This window comes from Streptomyces sp. NPDC052012, assembly GCF_040689265.1.
In the GTDB taxonomy this organism is placed as follows: domain Bacteria; phylum Actinomycetota; class Actinomycetes; order Streptomycetales; family Streptomycetaceae; genus Streptomyces.
The window spans coordinates 82928-106971 of the sequence record NZ_JBFAXA010000020.1; the positions used below are offsets into that span (position 1 = coordinate 82928).

The 24044-nt window shown below is 72.4% G+C and carries 25 protein-coding genes; 9 read left to right on the forward strand and 16 right to left on the reverse strand.

Annotation, left to right across the window (positions count from 1 at the left end):
- The first annotated feature begins 19 nt into the window (after positions 1-19).
- Entirely contained in the window at positions 20-382 is a 363-nt protein-coding gene (locus tag AB0412_RS26845; protein ID WP_366405138.1) for a DsrE family protein, read from the forward strand.
- On the opposite strand, the gene AB0412_RS26850 is transcribed toward AB0412_RS26845, so the two are convergent.
- The 8 genes from AB0412_RS26850 to AB0412_RS26885 form a co-directional block, all read right to left on the reverse strand.
- Positions 376-648 (reverse strand): DUF3099 domain-containing protein, encoded by a 273-nt coding sequence (locus AB0412_RS26850; protein ID WP_366405139.1) that lies wholly within the window; start codon positions 646-648, stop codon positions 376-378. The genes AB0412_RS26845 and AB0412_RS26850 overlap by 7 nt on opposite strands.
- Positions 649-747: 99 nt before the next feature.
- Positions 748-1035 carry a DUF1416 domain-containing protein gene (locus AB0412_RS26855; protein ID WP_010351646.1) on the reverse strand — a complete coding sequence of 96 codons (288 nt, stop codon included), beginning with the start codon at positions 1033-1035 and terminating at the stop codon, positions 748-750.
- A gap of 40 nt (positions 1036-1075) precedes the next feature.
- Positions 1076-1921, reverse strand: coding sequence for a sulfurtransferase (locus AB0412_RS26860; RefSeq protein WP_366405140.1), 846 nt, complete (start codon positions 1919-1921; stop codon positions 1076-1078).
- A 124-nt stretch (positions 1922-2045) separates the two neighbouring features.
- Positions 2046-2126, reverse strand: coding sequence for a putative leader peptide (locus tag AB0412_RS26865; protein WP_350310325.1), 81 nt, complete (start codon positions 2124-2126; stop codon positions 2046-2048).
- Positions 2127-2298: 172 nt separating this feature from the next.
- Positions 2299-3039, reverse strand: coding sequence for a DUF2993 domain-containing protein (locus AB0412_RS26870; protein ID WP_366405141.1), 741 nt, complete (start codon positions 3037-3039; stop codon positions 2299-2301).
- Positions 3040-3175: 136 nt separating this feature from the next.
- The gene (locus tag AB0412_RS26875; protein ID WP_366405142.1) at positions 3176-4378 is read right to left on the reverse strand and encodes a hypothetical protein; all 1203 of its coding nucleotides are present in this window, start codon (positions 4376-4378) and stop codon (positions 3176-3178) included.
- Positions 4379-4386: 8 nt separating this feature from the next.
- Positions 4387-4641: a MoaD/ThiS family protein gene (locus AB0412_RS26880; protein ID WP_366405143.1), complete on the reverse strand. Its 255-nt coding sequence runs from the start codon at positions 4639-4641 to the stop codon at positions 4387-4389.
- 40 nt (positions 4642-4681) lie between these two features.
- Complete coding sequence (locus tag AB0412_RS26885; RefSeq protein WP_366405144.1) at positions 4682-5518, reverse strand: alpha/beta fold hydrolase; 837 nt, start codon at positions 5516-5518, stop codon at positions 4682-4684.
- 217 nt (positions 5519-5735) lie between these two features.
- On the opposite strand from AB0412_RS26885, the gene AB0412_RS26890 reads away from it, so the two are divergent.
- From AB0412_RS26890 to AB0412_RS26920, 7 genes are all read left to right on the forward strand, one after another.
- Positions 5736-6515 (forward strand): response regulator transcription factor, encoded by a 780-nt coding sequence (locus AB0412_RS26890; protein ID WP_366405145.1) that lies wholly within the window; start codon positions 5736-5738, stop codon positions 6513-6515.
- 72 nt (positions 6516-6587) lie between these two features.
- A complete protein-coding gene (locus AB0412_RS26895; RefSeq protein ID WP_366405146.1) occupies positions 6588-7610 on the forward strand; it encodes a LacI family DNA-binding transcriptional regulator in 1023 nt (340 codons plus the stop codon).
- A gap of 102 nt (positions 7611-7712) precedes the next feature.
- Entirely contained in the window at positions 7713-8723 is a 1011-nt protein-coding gene (locus AB0412_RS26900) for a trypsin-like peptidase domain-containing protein (protein WP_366405147.1), read from the forward strand.
- Between the two features lie 94 nt (positions 8724-8817).
- Positions 8818-9576 (forward strand): response regulator transcription factor, encoded by a 759-nt coding sequence (locus AB0412_RS26905; RefSeq protein WP_366405148.1) that lies wholly within the window; start codon positions 8818-8820, stop codon positions 9574-9576.
- Positions 9573-11027 (forward strand): HAMP domain-containing sensor histidine kinase, encoded by a 1455-nt coding sequence (locus AB0412_RS26910; protein WP_366405149.1) that lies wholly within the window; start codon positions 9573-9575, stop codon positions 11025-11027. Before AB0412_RS26905 ends, AB0412_RS26910 begins: the two co-directional genes overlap by 4 nt.
- A 42-nt stretch (positions 11028-11069) precedes the next feature.
- Entirely contained in the window at positions 11070-11690 is a 621-nt protein-coding gene (locus AB0412_RS26915; protein WP_366405150.1) for a hypothetical protein, read from the forward strand.
- A gap of 147 nt (positions 11691-11837) precedes the next feature.
- Positions 11838-12182 (forward strand): hypothetical protein, encoded by a 345-nt coding sequence (locus AB0412_RS26920; protein WP_366405151.1) that lies wholly within the window; start codon positions 11838-11840, stop codon positions 12180-12182.
- 126 nt (positions 12183-12308) lie between these two features.
- Here AB0412_RS26920 and AB0412_RS26925 read toward each other — a convergent pair whose 3' ends face one another.
- Positions 12309-13553 (reverse strand): LmeA family phospholipid-binding protein, encoded by a 1245-nt coding sequence (locus AB0412_RS26925; RefSeq protein WP_366405152.1) that lies wholly within the window; start codon positions 13551-13553, stop codon positions 12309-12311.
- Between the two features lie 76 nt (positions 13554-13629).
- Positions 13630-15462 carry a bifunctional metallophosphatase/5'-nucleotidase gene (locus tag AB0412_RS26930; protein WP_366405153.1) on the reverse strand — a complete coding sequence of 611 codons (1833 nt, stop codon included), beginning with the start codon at positions 15460-15462 and terminating at the stop codon, positions 13630-13632.
- A gap of 172 nt (positions 15463-15634) precedes the next feature.
- Between AB0412_RS26930 and mshD the strand changes: the two genes are divergently transcribed.
- Positions 15635-16561, forward strand: a complete 927-nt coding sequence (mshD, locus tag AB0412_RS26935; RefSeq protein WP_366405154.1) for a mycothiol synthase — start codon at positions 15635-15637, stop codon at positions 16559-16561.
- Positions 16562-16632: 71 nt separating this feature from the next.
- Here the strand turns inward: mshD and AB0412_RS26940 are convergent, their stop codons facing one another.
- The 6 genes from AB0412_RS26940 to AB0412_RS26965 all read right to left on the reverse strand — a co-directional run bounded on the left by AB0412_RS26940 (position 16633) and on the right by AB0412_RS26965 (position 24042).
- Complete coding sequence (locus AB0412_RS26940; RefSeq protein WP_366405155.1) at positions 16633-17814, reverse strand: PASTA domain-containing protein; 1182 nt, start codon at positions 17812-17814, stop codon at positions 16633-16635.
- 224 nt (positions 17815-18038) lie between these two features.
- Positions 18039-18746, reverse strand: coding sequence for a response regulator transcription factor (locus AB0412_RS26945; protein WP_366405156.1), 708 nt, complete (start codon positions 18744-18746; stop codon positions 18039-18041).
- Positions 18743-20722: an ATP-binding protein gene (locus AB0412_RS26950; protein ID WP_366405157.1), complete on the reverse strand. Its 1980-nt coding sequence runs from the start codon at positions 20720-20722 to the stop codon at positions 18743-18745. Before AB0412_RS26950 ends, AB0412_RS26945 begins: the two co-directional genes overlap by 4 nt.
- 224 nt (positions 20723-20946) lie before the next feature.
- Positions 20947-21627: an ABC transporter gene (locus AB0412_RS26955; protein WP_366405158.1), complete on the reverse strand. Its 681-nt coding sequence runs from the start codon at positions 21625-21627 to the stop codon at positions 20947-20949.
- A gap of 28 nt (positions 21628-21655) precedes the next feature.
- Entirely contained in the window at positions 21656-23182 is a 1527-nt protein-coding gene (locus AB0412_RS26960; protein ID WP_366405159.1) for an ABC transporter permease, read from the reverse strand.
- On the reverse strand, positions 23179-24042 hold the full coding sequence (locus AB0412_RS26965) for an ABC transporter ATP-binding protein (RefSeq protein ID WP_366405160.1): 864 nt from the start codon (positions 24040-24042) through the stop codon (positions 23179-23181). The genes AB0412_RS26960 and AB0412_RS26965 overlap by 4 nt, the downstream gene beginning before the upstream one ends.
- Positions 24043-24044 lie beyond the last annotated feature (2 nt).

Below are 24044 nucleotides of genomic sequence, written 5' to 3' on the forward strand. Positions count from 1 at the left end.
CCCTGATTACGATTCGGGCATGGCGAAGAAGCTCGTGATCAAGGTGACCGCGGGGGCCGATGCCCCCGAACGCTGCTCGCAGGCGTTCACGGTGGCGGCGGTGGCCGCGGCCAGCGGCGTGGACGTCTCCCTGTGGCTCACCGGCGAGTCCTCGTGGTTCGCCCTGCCGGGCCGTGCCGCCGAGTTCGAGCTGCCGCACGCGGCCCCGCTCCCGGACCTGCTGGAGTCGGTCCTCGCGGCCGGCCGCATCACCCTGTGCACGCAGTGCGCGGCCCGCCGCGACATCACGGAGAAGGACGTCATCGAGGGCGTACGGATCGCGGGCGCGCAGGTCTTCGTGCAGGAGGCGCTGGGGGACGAGACGCAGGCGCTCGTCTACTGAGACGGGCCCCCGGGCCGCTTCTTGCCGTCGAGCTCGTCCCACCACTCGTCCGACTGCGGGTCGCCGGACGGATCGTCCCACCAGCGGTCCTCCGGCCCCCGCCGGTTGGCGATCATCGCCGCGACCGGCGGGATGACCATGGCCACCACGCACATGCCGACGGCCACCGGCACGGACCAGAGCCGCACGACGCCCCAGGCCAGGACGAACAGCGCGATGCACGTGCCCATCAGGGCGAAGTAGATGCGGCGCCTGCGCGCGTACATACAGCCAGCGTAGGTCCGTCGCACACCGAAGGGCCGTACCCCGGGCGTCCAACCCGTGGGGTACGGCCCTTCAGCCGTCACCAGCCCTCGTCAGGGCCCTCAGACCGCGATCGCGACCTCGGCGAGACCGCCCTGCTGGGCGACGACCGTGCGGTCGGCGGTGGCGCCGGGCACCAGCGCGCGGACGGTCCACGTGCCCTCGGCCGCGTAGAAGCGGAACTGTCCGGTCGCGGAGGTCGGGACCTCCGCGGTGAACTCGCCGGTCGAGTCCAGCAGACGGACGTAGCCCGTCACCGGCTCGCCGTCGCGGGTCACCTGACCCTGGATGGTGGTCTCACCGGGCTTGATCGTCGAGGCGTCCGGGCCGCCGGCCTTCGCACCGCACATGTCTTACTCCTGAAGGTCTGGAAAGGTCGGTCGGGAGGGCTTACTTGCCGGAGCCGAGCTCGATCGGCACGCCGACGAGCGAGCCGTACTCGGTCCAGGAGCCGTCGTAGTTCTTGACGTTCTCGACGCCGAGCAGCTCGTGCAGGACGAACCAGGTCAGCGCGGAACGCTCACCGATGCGGCAGTAGGCGATGGTGTCCTTGGCGAGGTCGACGTTCTCCTCGGCGTAGAGCTCCTTGAGCTCCTCGTCCGACTTGAAGGTGCCGTCGTCGTTGGCGTTCTTCGACCACGGGATGTTCTTCGCGCTCGGCACGTGACCGGGGCGCTGCGACTGCTCCTGCGGCAGGTGGGCCGGGGCGAGCAGCTTGCCGGAGAACTCGTCGGGCGAGCGCACGTCGACCAGGTTCTGCGCGCCGATGGCGGCGACGACGTCGTCCCGGAAGGCACGGATCGAGGTGTCCTGCGGCTTGGCCTTGTAGTCCGTCTTCGGCCGCTCCGGCACCTCGTCGCCGGGCACCAGCTCGCGGGCGTCGAGCTCCCACTTCTTGCGGCCGCCGTCGAGGAGCTTGACGTTCTCGTGGCCGTACAGCTTGAAGTACCAGTAGGCGTACGAGGCGAACCAGTTGTTGTTGCCGCCGTAGAGGACGACGGTGTGGTCGTTCGCGATGCCCTTGTCCGACAGGAGCTTCTCGAAGCCGGCCTGGTCGACGAAGTCACGGCGGACCGGGTCCTGCAGGTCCTTGGTCCAGTCGATCCGGATGGCGTTCCTGATGTGGTTCTTCTCGTAGGCGGACGTGTCCTCGTCCACCTCGACGATGGCGATGGTCGGGTCGTCCAGGTGCTCCTGGAGCCAATCGGCGTCGACCAGGACGTCGCTGCGGCTCATGCTCTTTCTCCTCCGGGGCAGTTGCGGCGGGGCGTGCAAGTCAGAGGTGCGCGCGGCCGTACGGGACCGGCACACGGGTGGCCCTGAATCCGGGCAGGGGGAATGCGGGCGTCGACGCGTCCGCTCAGAAGGTGCGACAGAGCATGGCGGCGACACGGCACAGGTCTACTGCCCGCCGCTTCGTGAGATCCGCCTGTCGCTTCATGTGCCCGATCGTAGGGACGCCGGGGTGGGCGTGTCACCGGCGTGTCGTATCGTGAGACGCGATCGTCCGAATCGCGGGACGAGCGGGTCGTCGAACCGGGCCCGCGGGGAACTCCCCCGTATGTATCCGGCGTCACATCTGCCCTACGGACGTCGGAGTCTCACGTGTCGGACTACCCGGCCAGACGGACGTCCGAGCCCTTCACCGTGATGTGGACGCCCGACTTCCCCGCCTCGACCTTGTCCAGCCGGATGCCGCCGGGCAGGCCGTCGATCTTCTGCTGGAAGTCGGTGATCTTCCGCACGCGTGACTCGGGCAGCGCGATCGACCCGAACTTGGGCAGCGCGTCGGCCTGGACCCGCACCGTGTCGCCGTCCACGACCTGCACCGAGCTGAGCACGTACACCGGCTCGGGCAGCTCGGTGCCGAGCACGGTGGCCTCCACCTCGACCTTGATCTTCCCGTTGCCGCCGTCGGAGAGCCCGACGACGTTCGCGGTGACGCCCGGAGCGACCTGCGTGGGCTCGGACCTGGCGGTCTTCAGCAGCTCGTCGTAGGAGACGGTCGCGGTGCCGGTGGCGCTGTCCGCCGTGGCGGAGCTGTAGTCGCCGGAGAACTCGACGCCCTTCATGTCGGCGTGCAGATCGTCGATGCGGATCTTCCGGGCGCCGTCGCCGGCGGTGGCCTCGTAGTCCTGGATCCCCACCTCGACCTCGTCGAGGCTGCCGCCGGCGACCTGGGTGAGGAACGGGAAGCCCTTGATGGACACGTCGGGAGTGGCTGCGAGGTTCTCGGTCGCCTTCAGCCGGTCGGCGGCCTCGCCCTCGGCGAAGTTGACCGCCACACGGTCCACGATCACGAAGAGCCCGCCCAGTATCACGACGACGACGAGCAGTATTCGCAGTGCACGCATGCGGTGTGTCCCCCACCCAGGCTGGTCCCGACGACCGGCCGGCCGCCCAGCGCGAGGGTAACTCCGGACGGAAGGGCCGACGCGAAATTGTCGATCACCTGTGACACCGGACGAGCCTCACGAGGCGTGACGGGTCTCAGGCGACGACCCGGCCCAGCAGGTACACGGCCGGAGCCGCCGCGGCCAGCGGAAGGGCCACGCCCGCGGTGAAGTGCACGAAGCGGGACGGGTAGTCGTAGCTCGCCACCCGGTGGCCGATCAGGGCGCAGACCGCCGCTCCCGCGCCGAGCAGCGCGCCCGATGCGCCGCCCAGGTCCGTCAGCGCACCGGCCAGCGCGCCCGCACCCCCGGCGGAGGCCGGCGCGGCCACCACACTCGCCGCCGTCGGCAGCGGCACCGCCCGCGCCACGGCGGCCACCGCCACCGCGAGCGCCCCGACCGTCACGGCCTCGGCGTCCGCCGCCAGATAGCCGCCGGCCACGATCGCGAGCGCCGCCGCCGCGACCGTCGCCATCAGGCCGTACATCCGCTCGTCCGGGTCCGCGTGCGACCGCAGCTGCGACACGAGCGACAGCAGGACCCACACGCCCAGCGTCCCCAGGATCGCCGCCGGCGACCTGTCCGACGCCAGCAGCGCCACGTCGGCCACCAGCGCGCCCAGGAACCCGAGCGCGATGCCCTGCCTGGCCGGCCACATCCCGTTCAGCCGGAACCAGCCCGCCGCCGTGACCCCCTGGAGGATCACCAGCGGCACGAGCAGCGCGTACGTCCCCAGCGCCGCTCCCGCGGCCAGCAGCAGCCCCAGCAGGGCGGTCAGCAGCGCCGGCTGCATCCCGGGTTCGATGATCGGCGACCGCCCCTCCGCCCGGGCCCGCTGCGCATCCGTGATGCGGGCGTTCCCGGCGAGCGTGGCGGGACCGTACTCGGGGACATCACCGCCGCCGGTCCCAGCCCCGGTCCCGGTCCCAGCAGGGGCAGGGGCGGCTCCGGCAGGGGCGAAGGGCGCGTCAGCGGCCGCGGGCATCGGCCCGGCCGTCGCCCCGTAGCCGGGAGCCGGCTCGCCGTACCCGGCGTACACCGCGTCACCCTGCGGCGGCTGCGGCGGCAGATACGCCGTCTCCTCCGCCGCCGGCACCGGCGACACCGGCGGCTGCACCGACGTCTCCCACGTCTGTCCCTGCCACTGCTGCGTCTGCTGCTGCGCGGCGTACGGATCGTCGTACCCCTGCCACGCCCCGTTCCCGTCGTACGGCTGCGCCTGGCCGGGCTGTCCCGGGTACGACTGCCCCGGGCCCGGCTGACCCGGGTACGGCTGTCCCTCGTACGGCTGGTTCGTCATCGCTCCGCTCACCCTCCCGCGAACGGCGGAAGCACCTCGACCGTGCCGCCGTCGGCCAGCCGTACCGTCTCATGCGGGCGCTTCCCCGCGGGGTCACCGTCGACGAGGAACGAGCATCGCCGCAGTACGCGGGCGAGCTCGCCGGGGTGCCGCTCGCGCACCGCGTCGAGCGCCTCCGCGAGCGTGGCCGCCTCGTACGGCTCCTCGGCCACTCCGGCCGCGGCCTTGGCGGCGGCCCAGTACCGCACCGTGACCTTTGCCATCTGCTGGTTCCTCAATCCCTTGACGGTGAACACCGTCAGGCTAGCCCGCCCGGCCGGCCACCCAGTCCCCGATCCGGTGCAGCAGCTCCTCCGGCGCCGCGTTCTCCGCGTGCCCCATGTCCGGCTCGACCCACAGCTCCCCGTGCTCCCCGGCCGCCGCGGCCAGCATCCGCGGATGGTCGAGCGGGAAGTAACCGTCGCGCTCCCCGTGCACGATCAGCAACGGCGTCGGGGCGATCCTCGGCACGGCCTCGACGGGGGACACCGGCACGGGGTCCCACTGCCGGCGATGGATCCGCGTCCGCAGCCCGTACCGCCCCACCAGCCGCCCCGCGGGCCGCGTCACCAGCCAGTGCAGCCGCCGCATCGGAGCGGTCCCCCGATAGAACCACCGCGCGGGCGCGCTCACCGAGACCACGGCGTCCGTGCCCCCGTCGAGCCCCAGCCCCGCGTGCCGCAGCACCACCGAGCCCCCCATGGAGAACCCGACCGTCGCCACGCGCGTGTGCCCCAGTTCCCGGGCCCACGCCACCACCGCCGCCAGGTCCAGCACCTCCCGGTCCCCCACGGTCGACAGCCCGCCCGACGCCCCGTGCCCCCGGAAGGAGAACGTCACCACGGCCCCGTGGCGCGAGAACGCCCGCGCCACCCTGCGCACGTGCGGCCGGTCCGCGTCCCCCGTAAATCCGTGCGCGACCACGAACACCGGCTCACCCGGAGCACCGGCGCCGGGCCCGGGTTCGTATACGGAGTCGATCGGCACTCCGTCCGCCGTACGAAGGAACGTCCGAACGGGAGCCGTCGGCGGCCCGCCACCCGTCTCGCCATTCGGACGATGGGTGGAACGTGCCACATGACCTGCCGGACCGGTGCTCATGTCGGCTATTCTGCTGCGAAGAGGACTCGGGCAGCGAAGCCCCCGGGTCCTTTTGTGCTTTCGGAGCGTTGTATACGACGTGTACGCCGTGCAGGCCGCGCGCCTCGATCGCACGCAGCAGTGCCGTAAACGTCCTCGAAGGGACCGAGGAGGAACCAGACGTTATGGGCGAGCGAACCGTGCACGAACGCAGGACGATCCAGGCAGGTGGGACGCGATGAGCTCTCTCCTGCTCCTGACCAACGCCCTTCAGCCGTCGACGGAGGTGCTCCCCGCCCTCGGCCTGCTGCTGCACAACGTGCGCGTGGCGCCCGCGGAGGGCCCGGCCCTCGTCGACACCCCCGGCGCCGACGTCATCCTCGTCGACGGCCGGCGCGACCTCCCCCAGGTCCGCAGCCTGTGCCAGCTGCTGCGCTCCACCGGTCCCGGCTGTCCCCTCGTCCTCGTCGTGACCGAGGGCGGTCTCGCCGCCGTCACCGCGGACTGGGGCATCGACGACGTCCTCCTCGACACCGCCGGTCCCGCCGAGGTGGAGGCCCGTCTGCGTCTCGCCATGGGCCGCCAGCAGATCGTCAACGACGACTCCCCGATGGAGATCCGCAACGGTGATCTCTCGGTCGACGAGGCCACCTACTCCGCCAAGCTCAAGGGCCGGGTCCTCGACCTGACCTTCAAGGAGTTCGAGCTGCTGAAGTACCTCGCGCAGCACCCCGGCCGGGTCTTCACCCGCGCCCAGCTCCTGCAGGAGGTGTGGGGCTACGACTACTTCGGCGGCACCCGCACCGTCGACGTGCACGTGCGGCGGCTGCGCGCCAAGCTCGGTCCCGAGCACGAGTCGCTGATCGGCACCGTCCGCAACGTCGGCTACCGATTCGTCACGCCGGAGAAGGTCGAGCGCGCCGCCGAGGAGGCCAAGGCCAAGAGCGAGCGCACGAAGCCGGAGACGGCGGACCCGGCCGCGGCGTCCGACGCCACCCCGGTGCGCACGAAGGCGTGAGCGCGAGAGCGTGCCGTACATAACCTCCCGTACGCCCTGCCCGTACCGGGTATATCCGCGTAGACTCCGCGCGTGGCCAAGGTGACTAGGGATGATGTGGCGCGGCTGGCGGGGACTTCCACCGCCGTCGTCAGCTATGTCATCAACAACGGACCCCGGCCGGTCGCCCCGGCCACGCGCGAGCGGGTGCTCGCCGCGATCAAGGAGCTGGGGTACCGGCCCGACCGCGTCGCCCAGGCGATGGCGTCGCGGCGCACGGACCTCATAGGCCTGATCATCCCCGACGCCCGCCAGCCCTTCTTCGGGGAGATGGCGCACGCGGTGGAGCAGGCCGCGTCCGAGCGCGGAAAGATGGTCCTCGTCGGCAACACCGACTACATCGGCGAGCGTGAGGTCCACTACCTGCGGGCGTTCCTGGGGATGCGCGTCTCCGGCCTGATCCTGGTCAGCCATGCGCTCAACGACCTGGCCGCCGCGGAGATCGACGCCTGGGACGCCCGGGTCGTCCTGCTGCACGAGCGCCCCGAGGCCATCGACGACGTCGCCGTCGTCACCGACGACCTCGGCGGCGCCCAGCTCGCCGTACGCCACCTGCTGGAGCACGGCTACGAGTACGTCGCCTGTGTCGGCGGCACCGCCGAGACCCCCGCCGTCGGCGACCCGGTCTCCGACCACGTCGAGGGCTGGCGGCGCGCGATGGACGAGGCCGGCGTCCCGACCGAGGGCCGCCTCTTCGAGGCCCCCTACAACCGGTACGACGCCTACCGCGTCGGCCTGGACATCCTCTCCGGGCCGCACCGCCCGCCCGCGATCTTCTGCTCCACCGACGACCAGGCGATCGGCCTGCTGCGCGCGGCACGCGAGCTGCGCATCGACGTGCCCGGCGAGCTCGCCGTCGTCGGCTTCGACGACATCAAGGAGGCGGCGCTCGCCGATCCGCCGATGACCACGGTGGCCTCCGACCGTTCGGCGATGGCCCGCGCGGCCGTGGACCTGGTCCTCGACGACGGCCTGCGGGTGGCGGGCTCGCGGCGCGAGCGGCTGAAGGTGTTCCCGTCGCGGCTGGTGGTACGGCGGTCCTGCGGCTGCGCGTAACGCGGGCGGACGGCGGACCTTTATATCGGGCATACGCGCTTCTGTCGGGCTTCTCAGACCGTCCTCAGGATGCTCTCATCGTCGGGCGCGAGTCTCATTGCCATGACGGACTACTCCTCTCCTGTGAACCCCGGCAGTCCCGTGAACCCCGAGTGGCCGCCCCCGCCGGCGTTTCCGCCCGAGCAGGCCGCGCACGCCGCGCAGTCCGGGCAGTCCGACCAGCAGCCCGAGCGGCCGCGCGGGAAGCGCAACCGCGGCCCGGTCGCCCTGCTCGCCGCCGTCGCCATCGTCGCGGCGGCCGTCGGCGGCGGCACCGCCTACGGCGTCCAGGAGCTGACCGGTCACGACACGGTGGCCTCCAGCTCCACCAGCACGAACGTGGTGCCGGCCGGCCAGAAGGGCACCGTGGCCGGAGTCGCCGAGGCGGTCAGCCCGAGCATCGTGGAGATCAAGGCCGCCACCGACGCCGGTTCCTCCACCGGCTCCGGCGTGATCATCACGAGCGACGGTGAGATCGTCACCAACAACCACGTCGTCGCCGGTGCCTCGTCGGTCAAGGTGCGGACCAGCGACGGGAAGACGTACACCGCGAAGGTCGTCGGCACCGACAGCTCCAAGGACCTCGCGCTGATCAAGCTGGAGGACGCCTCCGGGCTGCGGGCGGCCACGCTCGGCGACTCCGAGGGCGTGCAGGTCGGCGACCAGGTCGTGGCGATCGGCTCCCCCGAGGGCCTGACCGGCACCGTGACCAGCGGCATCGTCTCGGCGCTCGACCGTGACGTGACCGTCTCGACGGACGAGAGCCAGGGCCGGCAGCAGTGGCAGCAGGGCGACGGCTGGCCGTTCGAGTTCGGCGGCCGGGAGTTCAACGGCGACACCGGCGGGTCGACGACGACGTACAAGGCGATCCAGACCGACGCGTCCCTGAACCCCGGCAACTCCGGCGGCGCGCTGATCGACATGAACGGCAACATCATCGGCATCAACTCGGCGATGTACTCGGCGAGCGGCGCGGACTCCTCCGACGCGGGCAGCGTGGGCCTCGGCTTCGCCATCCCGATCAACACGGTGAAGGCGGACCTGGCGAAGCTGCGGGCGGGCGCGACGGACTGAGGGCCACGGCCACGGCCGCGCGGTCGCCGCGCGTGCGAGGCTGAAACCTGAGTCCTTCAACGCAGCCAGTCCCACAGACGAGGAACCCGAGCCCATGAGCCCCGTCCCGTCCGCTCCGTCCCCTTCGGCAGAGGGCGGCCCTGCCGCCCAGCGCATCCTGATCGTCGACGACGAGCCGGCGGTCCGCGAAGCGCTCCAGCGCAGCCTGGCCTTCGAGGGATACGACACTCAGGTCGCCGTGGACGGGGCGGACGCGCTGGAGAAGGCGGCGGCCTACCGGCCGGACCTCGTGGTCCTCGACATCCAGATGCCCCGCATGGACGGCCTGACCGCCGCGCGGCGGATCCGCGGCACCGGCGACACCACGCCCATCCTCATGCTGACCGCCCGGGACACGGTCGGTGACCGGGTGACGGGGCTGGACGCGGGCGCCGACGACTACCTGGTCAAGCCGTTCGAGCTGGACGAGCTGTTCGCCCGGATCCGCGCGCTGCTGCGCCGCAGCTCCTATGCGGCGGCGGTGGCGGCGTCGGCCGATTCCGGCGACGTCCTGACCTTCGCCGACCTGCGCATGGACCTGGCGACGCGGGAGGTGACGCGGGGCGGGCGGCCGGTGGAGCTGACCCGCACCGAGTTCACCCTGCTGGAGATGTTCATGGCACACCCGCGCCAGGTCCTCACGCGTGAGCAGATCCTGAAGGCGGTCTGGGGCTTCGACTTCGAGCCGTCGTCCAACTCGCTGGACGTGTACGTGATGTACCTGCGCCGCAAGACGGAGGCGGGAGGCGAGCCGCGCCTGGTGCACACCGTGCGGGGCGTGGGGTACGTACTGCGGCAGGGCGGCGCGGAGTGAGCAGAGTCGTACGCGGGTTCCGCGCACTGCCGATCCGGGCGCGGCTGGCGCTGCTGGTGGCGGCGGCGGTGGCGTTCGCGGTGGCGGCGGTGTCGGTGACGTGCTGGTTCATCGTGCAGGGGAAGCTGTACGCCGAGCTCGACGACGATCTGCAGTCCTCGGTCGTCGTCTTCGACCGGGGCCAGCTCGAGAGTGTCGCGGCCACCTGCGGGCAGACCCCGGAGACGGACGGCATCGGCCCGCGCAGTGGGACATACGGGCAACTGGTACGCACTGACGGCACGGTCTGCCTGCTGCCCTTCGCCTCCGCGGCGGTCAAGGTCACCGGCCAGGACCGGGACGTGGCCAAGGACCCGGACCCGGAGGTGCTGAGGTACCGCAACGGCACCGACAGCAACGGCGACCCGGTACGCGTGCTCACCACCGCGGTCACCGTGAAGACTCCCGTCGGCCGGGGAGTGGCCGAGAACTACGCCTACGTGGCGGCCGTCCCCCTCGACAGCACCCGCTCCACCCTCAACGAGCTGGCCCTGCTCCTGCTCCTCGTCTCCGGGGTCGGCGTGCTCGGCGCGTCCGCCGCCGGTCTCGCCGTGGCCCGCGCAGGGCTCCGCCCCGTGGACAAGCTCACCGAGGCCGTGGAGCACGTGGCCCGCACGGAGGACCTGGACATCCGCATCCCCGTGGAGGAGGAGTCGGAGGACGAGGTGGCCCGCCTGTCCCGCTCCTTCAACTCGATGACCTCCGCCCTCGCCAGCTCCCGCGACCTGCAACAGCAGCTGATCGCCGACGCCGGCCACGAACTGCGCACCCCCCTGACCTCTCTCCGTACGAACATCGAACTCCTCACCCGCAGCGAGGAGACGGGCCGCCCGATCCCGCCGGCCGACCGCAAGGCGCTGCTCGCGTCGGTGAAGGCGCAGATGACGGAACTGGCCGCGCTGATCGGCGACTTGCAAGAGCTGTCCCGCCCGGACGTGGGCCAGCACTCGGCCCGCGCCCAGATCGTCGCCTGGCAGGACGTCGTCGACTCGGCCCTGCGCCGCGCCCGGCTGCGCGGCCCGGAGCTGACGATCACGGCGGACGTCCAGCCCTGGTACGTACGCGCCGAACCGTCCGCGCTGGAACGGGCCGTGGTCAACATCCTGGACAACGCGGTGAAGTTCAGCCCCGAGGGCGGCACGATCGAGGTCCGCCTGGCCGACGGCGTCCTGACCGTCCGCGACCACGGCCCCGGCATCCCCGCCGACGAACTCCCGCACGTCTTCGACCGCTTCTGGCGCTCCCCCGGCGCCCGCGCCCTGCCCGGCTCCGGCCTCGGCCTGTCCATCGTGGCCCGCACGGTCCGCCAGGCGGGGGGCGAGGTCACCCTGACCCCGGCGGAGGGAGGCGGCACCACCGCCACGATCCGTCTGCCGGGCGCCCCGACACCGCCGCCGGCCGAGGCGCCGTGACAGCTCGACGCGTTGTCGGTGGCGGCGCCTACGGTGGGTCGCATGAGTTCCTCCTTGAGCGTCTACCTCCTCGATGTCGCCGCCACCCGCGCCCTTGTCGGTTCCCGTGACGATCAGTTGCTCGAGGTGATTCGCACCAGCTTCGGTGACGACCTCGCCCGCGACGACGACTACTTCGGTCACGAGATAGCCGACGGCGCTCCCACGGCGTACGAGGCGCTGCGCGCGGTCGTGCACGGCGGGCCGTTCAGCGACGACAAGGACCACGCCTTCCAGTACGGCTACGCCTACAAGCGGCTGTGCTCGCTCACCGGGTCCTTCCTGGACAACTCCTGCTTCACACCGCACCGCGGCGCGTGGCTGTCGGTCGTCGACGAGGGACTGAGGGCGCTGGGCATCACCGCCGTGTCGGTGGAGAGTTTCGGCTACGGCGACCTGCCCGCACCGCTGCCGTACACCCACACCCCGGGGTGTGGTGAGTGGACGCCGGATCGGATCGCGCTGGCGCTGGAGCAGTTCGAGGCGACCAAGCGGGCCGTCGACGCGTCGGGGGAGGCACCGCCGCTCGAGCGGGAGGTCGTGGAAGCCGTCATGCAGTGCCTGAGCTGGATGCGCCACGCGGCGGACCGCCCCGGCTTCGGCGTCATCGGGTTCCGCTCCTGACAGCGTCGCCGCTGTCCGATTCCCTCAACTCCCTTGCGCAGCATGCCGGTTGGCGGAATCGAGGCTGGCACGGAGACACAGGCTCTCCCTAGCGTGGCCCCCGACCACGGTCATACCGACCGATACGAGCAAGGGGGAACAAACCGTATGAAACTGTCAGCGAGGAATCTGCTGAGGACCTCGACGGTCCTCGCCGGTGCTGCGCTCCTGGCCGTCACCACCGCCACCTCGGCCTCGGCCGCCACCGCCAGCCACGGATCCGACCGCGCACAGGCGACGAGCTACTCGATGCGCGCCTTCGACGGTGAGCGCGACGGCAACGGCGTCTACGCCGACGCCTACCTGGCCAACGGCGCCCACGTCTCCCAGTGGGACGGCAACGGCGCCAAGGGCGATTGGGGCCCGTGGGCCACCTACGACTCCCAGATCAAGCAGTTCCGCGTCTGCGAGGACCACGTCGGCTGCTCCGGCTGGATCTACTGGCCCAGCTGACCCGAACCACACGAACACCAAAGAAACGGCGGTGCCGAGAAACCTCCCCGGCACCGCCGCCCTTCTCACTACCGGCTTCCCTCACGGAATTCGCCCAGTTGTACTGGGAGATCGAGGATCCTCGGCTCAGTGGCCCGTCGTCAGGTGCTCGCCCGTTACCCGGACCCTGATTCCCTCCTTCTCCACCCGCACGTCGCGCAGGCGCAGGTCGCCGTGGGTCGGGGCCGGGAGGTCGAAGGCGAGGGAGAGGCGGTCGGCGAGGGCCGGGCGGGTGAGGTGGGTGAGGGTGTCGAGGAGCTTGGGGTCGAGGCCGAGGCGGCGGAGGGCCTCGGGATGGTCCAGGGCCAGGTCGACGAGGTTGAGGCGGACCGCCTGGCGGGCGAAGCGCGGGGAACCGGTCAGCTCGGCGAGCTTGCCGTCGTCGCTCAGGGCCTCGCGGATCACCCCATCCGGCACTCCGAGACGTCGCGCCATCGCCGGCAGCGAGAGCAGGGCCTTCGCCTTGCGGGACTCCCGGGCCACGTCGGCCGCGGCGGCCGGTGTGAGGTGCAGGCCCTGGGAGGCGCGGGTGCCGGGGCGGTACGTCGCCAGCTCGCCTATGTCCAGGCGCATGCCGTCGATGCTGGTCGAGATGCCCCGCTCGCCGTCACGCTGGATGCGCGCCTGAGCACTCACCCGCAGTTCATGACCGGCGACGGGCAGCGTGCCGCGGGCGCGCACCCGGTCGCCGCCCACACCGGTGAACGTCACCTGGGAGGCACCGAGTTCGCGGTTGAGGTCGGCGAAGGACAGCAGGACCTCGCCGTCGAGGCGCGGGGCGTGGGCACCGCGTATCGAGACCGGTCCGTCGGTGTCCAGGCGTACGTCCCGTGCCGTGGCGCTGACCCGGGCCAGCGAGACGCGGTCGGCCGCCACGTCCGGGACCGTCAGCCGGACGGAATCCAGTCGGCCGTCCGCGACCTGGGTGAGAAAGGGGAATCCGCCGATCTCCACTTCCGGAGCGGCGGCGAGATGCATGCGGTCCCGCAGGACGTCGGCGGCGCGGTGTTCCGCGTAGAGCACGGCCCAGCGGTCGGCGAGCGTGAGGAAGGCGGTGAGGACCAGTACCGCCACCAGCGCCTTGGCGGCGAGCGGCAGGGTCGAGAAGCGGCGTCGGCGCCGACGGCTGCCGCGCCGGTGGACGGGCGGGGACCAGGGGTCCTCGGGGCCCTCGCCGTCCGCGGAACTCCCGGCGCCCTCGACCGGATCCTCCGGATCCCCAGGGTCCCAGGGTTCCCGGCCGAGGAAGTCCTCGAGCCGGGTCTCCTGCAGCGGGCCCTCGTCGAGGGCGCCGAGTTCTTCGTACGGGTTCGGACGGTGATGCGCGGTCATGCGGTGGGGGGTACGCATCGGTCCATCCGACCATGCGTACCGGCCCCACCCGCAACCTCTGCCCGAGGTATGCGACCTAGTTCACGACCGTGATCCGGTCCGCCTTCGGCGGCTCCAGCGGGTCCGCCGCCGACGAGTTGGCCGTCAGGTACTGCTCCAGGGCCGTCAGGTCGTCCTCGCCGACCAGGTCGCTCGTGCCCTGGCCGAGGGTCGGGAAGCCGTCGCCGCCGCCCGCGAGGAAGCTGTTCGTCGCGACACGATAGGTGGCACCCGCGTCGATCGGCCGGCCGTTCAGCTTGATGGAGTCCGTGACGACGCGGTCCGCGCCCGTCTTCGTCATGTCCAGCGTGTAGGTGAGACCGGACGAGATCTGCAGGATCTTCGGGGCCGCCTCGTTCGCGCCGCTCACCTGCTCCTTGAGCACCTGGATCAGCTGGGCGCCCGTGAAGTTCTGCAGGTTCACCGTGTTGGCGAACGGCTGCACCGTGAAGCCCTCGGCGTACGTCACCACGCCGTCGCCCTCCCCGGCCTTGGCGGCGTAGGTCAGCGGGGCCCGGATGCCGCCGGGGTTCATCAGCGCCAGGTCCGTCTCCGGGTCCAGCGTCCTGCCGTACGCCAGTTGCGCGTCGGCGATCAGGTCACCGAGCGGGGACTCGGTGCCGTCGCGGGAGATGTCGGCGGAGATGTAGCCGATGGGGCGGTTGCCGATCGGGGCGGCGAGGGTGTTCCACTGGTCGATCAGCGCCGTCATGTCGGGCGCCTTGGGAACGTCCCGCGTCACCACGTGGTTCGCGGACTTCACGGCCGTACGGGCGATGTCACCCGTGCGGCGGTCGTAGGTCAGCGTCGTGTCCGTGTAGAGACGGCCGAAGGACGCCGCAGAGGTGACCATGCGGGGCTTGCCCGCCGGGTCGGGGATCGTGCAGACGTACGCCGCGTGGGTGTGGCCGGTGACCAGCGCGTCCACGTCGGGCGTCACGTTCTTCGCGATCTCCGCGATCGGACCGGAGATGCCGTCGCCCGCGCCCGGGGAGTCGCAGTCGTAGTTGTACGACTGGGACGCCGGGAAGCCGCCCTCGTGGATGAGCGCGACGATGGACTTCACGCCCTTGCGGCGCAGCTCCTTGGCGTACTTGTCGATCGTCTCGACCTCGTCCTTGAAGACCAGGCCCTTGACGCCCTCCGCGGAGACGATGTCCGGGGTGCCCTCCAGGGTCACGCCGATGAAGCCGACCTTGACGCCGTTCTTCTTCCACACCCAGTACGGGTCGAGGATCGGCTTCCTGGTCTTCTCGTTCTGGACGTTCGCGGCCAGGTACGGGAAGTCGGCGCCCTCGAACTCCTGGTCCGTGTAGCAGCCGTCGGTCGGGTGGCAGCCGCCGTTCTGCAGGCGGGCGAGTTCGGCCGCGCCCTCGTCGAACTCGTGGTTGCCCACGGAGGTGACGTCCAGGTCGAGCTTGTTCAGCGCCTCGATCGTCGGCTCGTCGTGGAACAGGCCCGAGATGAGCGGGGACGCGCCGACCATGTCGCCGCCGGCCGCCGTGATGGAGTACCGGTTGCCCTTGCGGGCCTCACGCAGATGGGTGGCGAGGTACTCCACACCGCCCGCGTCGATGGTCTTCGTGGTGCCGTCCGGCTGGAGTTCGGTGACCCGGCCGGAGGAGCCCGCCGGGGGCTCGAGGTTGCCGTGCAGGTCGTTGAAGGACAGCAGTTGCACGTCCTGGTAGCGGCCCTGGTGGCCGTGACCGTACGACGCGCCCTTGGTCTCGGCGTTCTCCCCCGCGCTCGCCGACCCGGGCAGGGCCGCCGCGGCCAGCGCGCCGACGGTGAGGACGCCGGCTGCGGTCGCGAGGAGACGGTTCGTACGGCGTCTGCGGCGCGGGTGGTGCGCCGGGGATGTGGCTGGCATACGCCCCCCTGTGGGTCTGGTGTGGTCCGGGCGCAGCCTAGAGTCAACGCGCGTAGCGCAACAGGGCTTTCGGGGTTACATCCTGGTTTATTCTTCCGATCCGGCCGCGTCACCCGGTTCCGTGACCGCCGTGGCCGTCCGATTCGCCGCCCGCTCCCCTACCCTCGTACGCATGACCAGCGACGACATCGCAACTCCGGGCCGGCCCCGCTCGCTCCAGACCTATGCCGCGCTCTCCCCGGAACAGATCGAGGCGGTGCTCGCCCTGCTCGCGGAGGCCGCCCGGACCGACGGGCAGCAGGCGGTGTCCGAGCAGGGGCGGCTGCAGTTGCGCGGCCGGGAGCGGGAGGGCGTGTCCCATCTGCTGCTGTCCGTCGACGGTGAACTCGTGGGCTACGCCCAGCTGGAGGACACCGACCCCGTGGAGCCGCCGGCCGCGGAGCTGGTCGTGCATCCCTCGCACCGCGGGCAGGGGCACGGGCGGGCGCTGGGTGCCGCGCTGCTCGCCGCCTCCGGCAAGCGGCTGCGGGTGTGGGCGCACGGCGGCCACTCCGCCGCCCGGCATCTCGCGCAGGTCCTCGGACTCACGCTGTTCCGTGAACTCCGCCAGATGCGGCGGCCGTTGGCGGGCCTGGACCTGCCCGATCCGGTGCTCCCGGAGGGCGTGACCGTCCGCACCTTCGTCCCCGGACAGGACGACGCGGCCTGGCTCGCGGTGAACGCCGCCGCCTTCGCCCACCACCCCGAGCAGGGCTCCCTCACCCAACGCGACCTCGACGACCGCAAGGCCGAGCCCTGGTTCGACCCCGAGGGCTTCTTCCTCGCCGAACGCGAGGGCCGCATCGTCGGCTTCCACTGGACGAAGGTGCACGCGCAGGAGGGGCTCGGCGAGGTGTACGTGCTGGGCGTGAGCCCCGACGCTCAGGGCGGCGGCCTCGGCAAGTCCCTCACCACGATCGGGCTGCGCCACCTGGCGGAGCGGGGTCTGCCGACGGCCATGCTGTACGTAGACGCCGACAACAAGGCGGCGGTGTCGGTGTACGAGCGGCTGGGCTTCGTGACGCATGAGACGGACCTGATGTACCGCACGGAGACGTGAGCGGGTTCCTCCCTGCTTCCCCCGGTGCGGCAAGGCCCCTCCGGCCGGGAGGGGCCCTTGTCACACGGCTGTCATACGGCGTCCGAGCCGTCCGGTGCGCCCTCGGTACCGGAGGCCCCGGGCTCCGCCGTGCCGCCGCCGGGATCCCCGACACCGCCGACGGCTCCCGCACCTCCCGTGGTGTCCCCCGTGGTGTCCTCCGTCGTCTCGCCCACGGGCTCCCCCGAGGCAGACGGATCGGCCGTCGGGCTCGTGGCGGTCGCCACGGTCAGTGTCACCACGCCGTCCCCCGGGGCCTCCTCGCCCGCTGCCGGGCTCTGCGCGAGGACCGTGCCGGCCGCGGCCGGGTCGAAGACCTCCTGCACGGGGCCCACCGTGAGGCCCGCCTCTTCCAGGATCCGCCGTGCCTCTTCCGCGGAGGCGCCCACCACATCGGGAACCCCGGTGCCCGCCGTCGGCGAGGAGGAGGACGACGACTCGACCGGTGCCTCCTCCAGCACCGTGTCGCTGGTGCCGTCCGAGCCGGCGGGCCGGGCCAGCCCGTCGTCCGGTTCCTCGACGTCGACGAGTGCGTAGACCTCGACCGGCTTGTCCTTCGGCGCCGGCTCGACCTTGCTCACCTTCTTCGAGTCGTACGACGCCCACTTCTTGTTGCGGCGGTCGAACTCCACGTCGGCGGCGCCGATGTCGTGGTCGAACGCGCTCAGCGGGTTGCCGCAGCTGCACTGGACGGCCGGTCTGCCGAGGTGGTCGACCAGGATGGCGATGCCCGCCTCCAGCAGAGCCTCGAAGGGCACCGCCTTGCCCTTCTTGAACTCGTGGTTCTTGACCAGGGTGTCGCCGCGCAGCAGCACGGGCGTCAGCTTCTTCACGTACCCGGCGATCTCGCCGGGCCCGTCGAGCCCTGAGACCCTGGCCCACTCCTCGGCCTTGCGGCGGTTCTCCGGCTTGCCGAGGAATGCGACCAGCCTGTCCTTGTCGCAGTGGGCGGCGTCCCGGGTGCCGCCGTACAGGCCGGGCTGGTTGCCCTTCTTCTCACCGCCGAAACGGGAGAGCGCCTCGCCCACGGCGATGTCACCGCCGAGGCGGAGCGCCTGCGAGAAGAAGGGAGCCGCCGCCGGGGCACCCCGGGCGACGGCCCGGACGGCGACCTTGTTGACGACGAATCCGCAGGCCGTGGACAGCATTCCGACGATGATCAGTACCGAAGCGAGCGCGAGCGCGACCCGTCCGGTCCCCCCTGTGCGTTTCATGATCGTGTGCTGGGCTCCTTCCGGATGTGCGGCGGCTCCCGGGGGAGCGCCCTGCCACGCCAGTCTGCGGAAGGGCACCGGCCCGGTCATCAGCGTCCGCACGGGCCACGGGGAGGGCGATCACCGTGCCGGCACGGATGCCTGCGAGCCGGGCGACGTCGAGCATGGGGCCATGCCCCGCACTCCACTGCTCGCCGCTGCGCTGCTCGCCGGCGACGGCCCCGTCAGCCGTCGGACTCCAGGTGCATGAGCACCGCGCGCACCCGGCGGTCGTAGGTCTTGCCGGCCTCGGGGGGCAGCGCCAGCCGGTCGAAGATGGTGTTGACGTGGTCCTCCACCGTGCGCTTGCTGATCGAAAGCCTGGCGGCGACGGCGGAGTTCGCCAGCCCCTCCGCCATGAGCGCGAGCACCTTCAGCTGCTGGTCCGTCAGCCCGGCGAGACGCTCACGTCTGCGGGGACTGCTGTACAGGGCGCGCTGGATCTCCCCGTCGATGCGGTACTGGCCCGCCGCGACGGCCTGCACGACGTCGGTGACGAAGTCCGGTCCGGTCACCCGCCACTTGAGCTGATAGCCGATTCCGCCGGCGTCGGCCTGCGCGCCGGCTTCCAGCAACTGGCGCAGGTGGGTCAGCTCGATGTCCTTGGACAGCAGCAGGATGCCCACGGAGGGGTGTGCACGGCGGATCTCCACCGCGGCCCGGAGCCCTTCCAGGCCGTAGGCGGGCGGCATCCTGATGTCGACCACGGCCAGGTCGGGCAACGTCGCGGAGACGGCGGCCCGCAGCCCCGGCGCGTCCCCGGCCCGTCCGGCTATCTCGTGGCCCTCCTCCTCCAGAATGCCGGCCAGTCCCCGCACGTACACCGGGTCGTCGTCGGCCAGCACGATGCGCAGGGCCCGCCGTGGCGCCCGGTGGTTCCCCTCGTCGGTCATCGCGGTGCGTCGTCCTTCTCGCTGTTCCTGCTCTTCTCGGCGCTCTCGGCGTTGTCACACGGCGTCCGCAGGGCGGTCGGCAGCGTCACCGAGACGGTGGTGCCCTCCCCGGGGCGGCTGTGCACGGTCAGTTCGCCGTCGTACGCGGACACCCGGGGGCGCAGTCCGAACAGCCCCGTGCTGCCGCGGGCCGGGTCCACGCCCCCGACGCCGTCGTCGGTGATGCTGAGCCGCAGCACTCCGGTGCCGTCCCCGTCCGCGGGGCCGGGATCGAAGCGGAGGTCGACGCGGACCGTGTGCGCGTGGGCGTGCTTGAGCACATTGCTGATCGCCTCCTTCACCACGTAGAAGACCGTGATCTCGACCGGTTCGGGCAGCGGCGGCAGCGCGGGGGCATGGAGGTCGATCTGCAGGGGCAGGTCGGCGGCCAGCGCTCGCAGGGCCGCCATGAGGCCCGCTTCGGTCAGGACCGCCGGGTGGATGCCCCGGGCGGCCATCCGCAGTTCGGTGTGCCCCTGGTGCAGCGTGGTGACGGCGGCCTCCAGCATCCGGGCCAGTTCCGGGTCGCGGTCCGGTGCCGGGCGACGGTCGAGGCGCCGGCGTGCGAGTTCCAGTTGGAGGCCGAGATTGATGAACTTCTGCTGCGCACCGTCGTGCAGGGACTGCTGCACGACTTGGCGCTGCTTGTCACCGGCCTCGATGACCTCCCGGCGGGACGCGCGCAACTCGGCCACCAGGGCCTGGTTGGCGAGTTCCAGGGCGGTGGCGGAGAGGACGGCCTCCAGGACGTAACGGTCCTCCCACAGCGCGGGGTCGTGGACGAGTACGCCCACTCTGCGGCCGTCGCGCTCCAAGGCGGTGATCTGCCGTCCAGGCCGCACGACCAGTGGTCTGCCGTCGGCGTCGAGGTAGCCGGCCCCGTCGGGCGTGGGGTAGCCCACCTGCAGCGGGCGGTCGCCGAGCGCCCTGGCGAGTGCCTCGTTCAGCTCCGCCCGTGAATCGAACGGCATCTTCCGGAGCAGTTCCGCGACGGCCGTGCGGCCCAGCCGGACGCGCCACACGCCGGCGAGGAAGGCCAGCGGCAGCAGGAGGACCGACAGGTGTACGGCGGTGAGGAGCGGGGTGTGCAGCCAGTCGCCGTGCGTACCGAGCAGCGCGTCGAGCCCGGAGGCGAGGCCGCCCACCAGGCCGACGGCGAGGAGCGGGGAGAGCACCCGGCGAGCGGGCGGTGTCGCGGAGGCCCAGCGCCAGACGAGTACGGCGACGACCGCTCCGCTCATCACGAACTGCACCGCGTCGATCACCTGGTGCAGCTCCCACACCGGGTGCACCAGCAGCAGGTTGGGGACCACGCTCGGATGGAAGAACACGCTGAGCGGCACCAGGACGAACGCCACCGAGCAGCCCGCCACGACCAGGGTCCGGTCCACCACGGCGGCGGCCGTGGGGTGGTTCCGGCGGTCGCTCGCGGGCGGCCCTGCCTCGACGTCGGGGTCGCGGGGACAGCCGTGGCCGGGACCGTGGCGGGAGCGCAGCCGGCCGTCGGGGAACACCAGCAGAAGCGGGATGAGGAAGCCGCTGGACGCCGAGGTCACGAACAGGCCCACGGTGTGCACCAGCGGGTCGGCGGAGATCTGCAGGTCCTCGGCGAACCACCCGATGCCCACGAGCAGCATCAGCAGCCCGACCGCGTTGCGCGGTCTGCGCAGCCGCGCCAGCAGACCGGCCGCGAGATACAGGCCGCCGACGGCGCCGGAGAACAGCGTCGAGGTGGAGTCGGCGTGCCGGTCGGGCGCGGTGATCAGCAGGACGTACGTGCCGAATCCGGCGCCGACGACGGCGAGAACGACGGCGGTGTGCCGGGGGGACGGTCCCGTCGGCCCGACGGCAGCCGGTCGCGGCGGAGCGGACCCGGCGGACGGCAAGGCGCGGGCGGACGGTAAGACGCGGGCGGCCCGCCGAGCGCTGCCCCGCATGGGCACCACCCCTCCCCCTGTGACGGCGGCCCTCGCCTCGGGTGCGCGAAACTCCCGCGCACCTCGACGAGTCGGCTGCCTGGTCCCCCCGCGCACCCGGTGTCGTACCCCGGCCCGGTCCCCGCCACGCCGACGGCCTGGTCGCCCGAGCAGGGCTCCCCGTCACCGTACGCGACCGGGGGCATCCTGTGCGTGTCCGGCGGCAAATCCCGCCCCGGTTCCCGTCACCCCGGCCGGCGCAGGCGCGGTGTGCGGCCCCTCGGCCGTCGACGCAGCGGCTCCGCCCCGCACGCCGCCCACACCGCCAGCGCCGCCCCCAGCAGTACGGCCCACCGGTCGTGCGCCGCCGCCCAGGCCGGCTGGCCCGGTGCCACGAACAGTTCCCACCGGTCCGGCCACAGCAGCACCGCGAGGACCGCCGAGGTGAGCAGTGCGCCGGCGACGGACCGGCCCGGGCGGGTGCTGTCGCCGCGGCGGACGGCGAGGGCCGCGCCGGCCAGGGCGAGGGCGCAGGCCGCCGACGCCTCCAGGGTGATGCCGGCGGCCGGGGGCCGTACGTCCGAGGGGACGAGCAGCAGCGCGGCGGTCCACCACAGGGCGGCGACCGGCGCGACGAGGGCTGCGCGCAGCAGGTGGCGGACGGCTCGCCGGTTCGGTACGGCGGCGGTGGTGTGCCGCGCCGGGTCGTCCAGCAGGAACGCCAGCCCCATCGCGAAGGCGAGGGCGCAGGCCCGCAGCACGTTCACCGCCTGCCACTCGGTCGTCCGATCTCCCATCAGCCGGGCCACACCGGCGAGCATCAGGCCGAGACACCCCGCGGCCGCGATCGCCCGCCACGGCAGCGCCCGCGCCACCGGCCGGACCAACGCGAGCCCCACGACGGTGCCTGCCGCTCCCGCGCTCATGGACATCCCTCGCTTCCCCGTCCCTCCCTCACAGGCACTCGTCCGGCTCGGCCGGCGCCGGCAGCCCCAGCAGTTCCGCCACTCGTCCCGTCGTCACCTTCGGCGTCGTCAGCTCGGCCCAGTTCGCCCTCACCTTCGCGGCCACCGCGTCCCGAGGCCGTTCCAGCAGCTCGCGCACGAGTTCGGTGTGCGCCCCGGTCATGCTGAGCGGCTCCGTCCGGGAGACGACCACGGCCGCGCCGCTGGTGCTGTCGTCCAGACGTACGCCGCGCAGGTCGCCCAGCGGGTCGGGCCGCCCGGCGAGGCCCAGCCACATGACGGTGACCATCCGGCCGTCGCAGAGGGCGCCCACCTCCGATTCCCTGCCCGCGACCAGCACGCCGGCCACCGCGACGGAGAACTCCGGCACCCGGTTGCCGCCCCAGGCCGTGCCCACCGTCACCTCGCCGGGCCGGGTGAGCGGCCGGATCGCCGCGTCGCCGGACAGGCCGTAGCGCGCCTCGACGCGTTGCCGTACGAGCAGCGGACGGTCCGCGGCCGTGGCGCCCGCGAGGGACCGCACCCGGTCCACCACCGGGGCCCAGTGACGGACTCTCGGCCCCCACTCCGGGTAGACGCAGTACGTCGTGCCGTCCCGCTCGGTGCAGTCCTGCACCTTCTCCGGGCTGACCGACGCCCGCGTGCGCGCCGCGCTCGTCTCCGCCGGCACCTCTCCCGACTGGGCCACCGCCCCGACCATCGTCAGCGCCACCGCACCGGCGAGGCCCGCCTGGACCGTCCGCAGCCGCAGGCCGCCGGACAGCAGCACCGCGACCAGGGCCAGGGACAGCGCGAGCCCGGTCAGGTAGAGGGCGTGCCAGGCGGCGGGGCGGCCCAGCAGGTCGGACGGCAGGGTGGCGGTGCTGTTCTCGCCCACCACGGGCGCCAGCCATCGGGTCCGGCCCTCGCCGCCGAATCCGGTGCCGAGCACGGCGAAGGACAGGGCGAGGACGATCAGCAGCGGCGCCGCGAGCGCCCCGGGCACGACGCGCGCCAGCAGCACCCCCGCCGCCCCGAACAGCAGCACCGCCAGGGGCCCGACGAGCAGCTCCCCCGGCGACCCGTGGCCGACCGCCCCAGGCTTGAGCGCCTCCCAGGTGAACTGCCCTCCGACGCACACCGCGGTGAGCAGCGCCGCCGGTACGACGGACAGCAGATGCGCGACCGTACGCCGCCACGGCGGCAGCACGCACACGGCGAAGTGCCGTTCGGTGTCGTGCCGCCGCGACCGCAGCACCGCCTGGTTGGCGCACAGCAGCACCGCGAGGCCGATGAGCAGGGCACCGCTCTGGGTGGCGCGGTCGGCGTCCTGCAGTGCGGGGTAGCCGTTCCAGGAGGAGGGGGTCCGCCACAGCGTCCAGCCGGTGTACACGGCGAAGGCGACGAGGACGGGCAGCCGCAGCAGCAGTCCGCGGGCCTCGAAGCGGGCCAGGGCGAGCACGGCGGCCCATGTCGTGTGCGGTCGCGCCGCCGGGACGGTCGTCGCCGGGGCCGGGGGTCGCGTCACGGCGGTCATGCGGCCGTCACCTCCGCGCCCGTGCCGTCGAGGGTGAGCAGGTAGCCGTCCTCCAGGGTGGGTTCGAGGAGGTCGGCGCCGGGGGGCGGATCGCCCAGGTTGCGGAAGGTGCCGAGTCCGGTGCGCCAGCCCGCCTTCGCGCCGGGGTCGCGTTCCGTACTGCTCCACACCCTTCCCTGCGCCCGCGCGGTCAGCTCGGCGGGGGTGCCGTCGAAGCGGACGGCACCGCCGGCCAGGACGACGACCCGGTGGCAGAGCATCGCCACGTCCTCGGTCTGGTGGGTGGACAGCAGCACGGTGCGGCCCTCACCGGCCCGCGCGATCAACTCGCGGAAGCGCATGCGCTGTTCCGGGTCGAGTCCGACGGTCGGCTCGTCCAGCACCAGGAAGGCGGGGTCCCCGGCGAGGGCCGCCGCCAGCGCGACCCGCTGCCGCATGCCGCCGGACAGCTTCCTGATGCGCTTGCCGCGTACGTCGGTGAGGCCGACCTCGTCCAGCACGCGCCGCACCTCGCGGTGCCGGGCGGTGCGGTCGGTGAGCTCCTTGAGGATCGCCACGTAGTCGACGAACTCGAAGGGCGTGAAGTCGGGGTGGAACCCCGGATTCTGCGGCAGATAGCCGAGGCTGCGGCGGACCTCCTGGCGGCCGCGCGAGGTACCGGGGTCGTGGCCGAGCACGGTGAACGCGCCGCGGTCGGCGGGTACGGCGGTGGCGAGCACCCTGAGCAGCGTGGTCTTGCCCGCGCCGTTGGGCCCGAGCAGCCCGGTGACTCCGGCGGACAGCCGCAGCGACACGTCGTCGAGGGCGCGGGTGGCGCCGTAGCGGAGGCTGAGCCCGGAGGCGGAGACGGTGGGGGTCATAC

What these genes read in the sequence shown, in the direction of transcription:
- AB0412_RS26875 (WP_366405142.1), bottom strand. Translation starts at nt 4,378, where the DNA reads ATGACGAACCAGCCGTACGAGGGACAGCCGTACCCGGGTCAGCCGGGC.
- AB0412_RS26940 (WP_366405155.1), bottom strand. Translation starts at nt 17,814, where the DNA reads ATGAAACGCACAGGGGGGACCGGACGGGTCGCGCTCGCGCTCGCTTCG.
- mshD (WP_366405154.1), top strand. Translation starts at nt 15,635, where the DNA reads ATGACCAGCGACGACATCGCAACTCCGGGCCGGCCCCGCTCGCTCCAG.
- AB0412_RS26900 (WP_366405147.1), top strand. Translation starts at nt 7,713, where the DNA reads ATGACGGACTACTCCTCTCCTGTGAACCCCGGCAGTCCCGTGAACCCC.
- AB0412_RS26925 (WP_366405152.1), bottom strand. Translation starts at nt 13,553, where the DNA reads ATGACCGCGCATCACCGTCCGAACCCGTACGAAGAACTCGGCGCCCTC.
- AB0412_RS26880 (WP_366405143.1), bottom strand. Translation starts at nt 4,641, where the DNA reads ATGGCAAAGGTCACGGTGCGGTACTGGGCCGCCGCCAAGGCCGCGGCC.
- AB0412_RS26945 (WP_366405156.1), bottom strand. Translation starts at nt 18,746, where the DNA reads ATGACCGACGAGGGGAACCACCGGGCGCCACGGCGGGCCCTGCGCATC.
- AB0412_RS26965 (WP_366405160.1), bottom strand. Translation starts at nt 24,042, where the DNA reads ATGACCCCCACCGTCTCCGCCTCCGGGCTCAGCCTCCGCTACGGCGCC.
- AB0412_RS26860 (WP_366405140.1), bottom strand. Translation starts at nt 1,921, where the DNA reads ATGAGCCGCAGCGACGTCCTGGTCGACGCCGATTGGCTCCAGGAGCAC.
- AB0412_RS26930 (WP_366405153.1), bottom strand. Translation starts at nt 15,462, where the DNA reads ATGCCAGCCACATCCCCGGCGCACCACCCGCGCCGCAGACGCCGTACG.
- AB0412_RS26915 (WP_366405150.1), top strand. Translation starts at nt 11,070, where the DNA reads ATGAGTTCCTCCTTGAGCGTCTACCTCCTCGATGTCGCCGCCACCCGC.
- AB0412_RS26890 (WP_366405145.1), top strand. Translation starts at nt 5,736, where the DNA reads ATGAGCTCTCTCCTGCTCCTGACCAACGCCCTTCAGCCGTCGACGGAG.
- AB0412_RS26850 (WP_366405139.1), bottom strand. Translation starts at nt 648, where the DNA reads ATGTACGCGCGCAGGCGCCGCATCTACTTCGCCCTGATGGGCACGTGC.
- AB0412_RS26865 (WP_350310325.1), bottom strand. Translation starts at nt 2,126, where the DNA reads ATGAAGCGACAGGCGGATCTCACGAAGCGGCGGGCAGTAGACCTGTGC.
- AB0412_RS26955 (WP_366405158.1), bottom strand. Translation starts at nt 21,627, where the DNA reads ATGAGCGCGGGAGCGGCAGGCACCGTCGTGGGGCTCGCGTTGGTCCGG.
- AB0412_RS26950 (WP_366405157.1), bottom strand. Translation starts at nt 20,722, where the DNA reads ATGCGGGGCAGCGCTCGGCGGGCCGCCCGCGTCTTACCGTCCGCCCGC.
- AB0412_RS26870 (WP_366405141.1), bottom strand. Translation starts at nt 3,039, where the DNA reads ATGCGTGCACTGCGAATACTGCTCGTCGTCGTCGTGATACTGGGCGGG.
- AB0412_RS26845 (WP_366405138.1), top strand. Translation starts at nt 20, where the DNA reads ATGGCGAAGAAGCTCGTGATCAAGGTGACCGCGGGGGCCGATGCCCCC.
- AB0412_RS26920 (WP_366405151.1), top strand. Translation starts at nt 11,838, where the DNA reads ATGAAACTGTCAGCGAGGAATCTGCTGAGGACCTCGACGGTCCTCGCC.
- AB0412_RS26960 (WP_366405159.1), bottom strand. Translation starts at nt 23,182, where the DNA reads ATGACCGCCGTGACGCGACCCCCGGCCCCGGCGACGACCGTCCCGGCG.
- AB0412_RS26905 (WP_366405148.1), top strand. Translation starts at nt 8,818, where the DNA reads ATGAGCCCCGTCCCGTCCGCTCCGTCCCCTTCGGCAGAGGGCGGCCCT.
- AB0412_RS26855 (WP_010351646.1), bottom strand. Translation starts at nt 1,035, where the DNA reads ATGTGCGGTGCGAAGGCCGGCGGCCCGGACGCCTCGACGATCAAGCCC.
- AB0412_RS26885 (WP_366405144.1), bottom strand. Translation starts at nt 5,518, where the DNA reads ATGAGCACCGGTCCGGCAGGTCATGTGGCACGTTCCACCCATCGTCCG.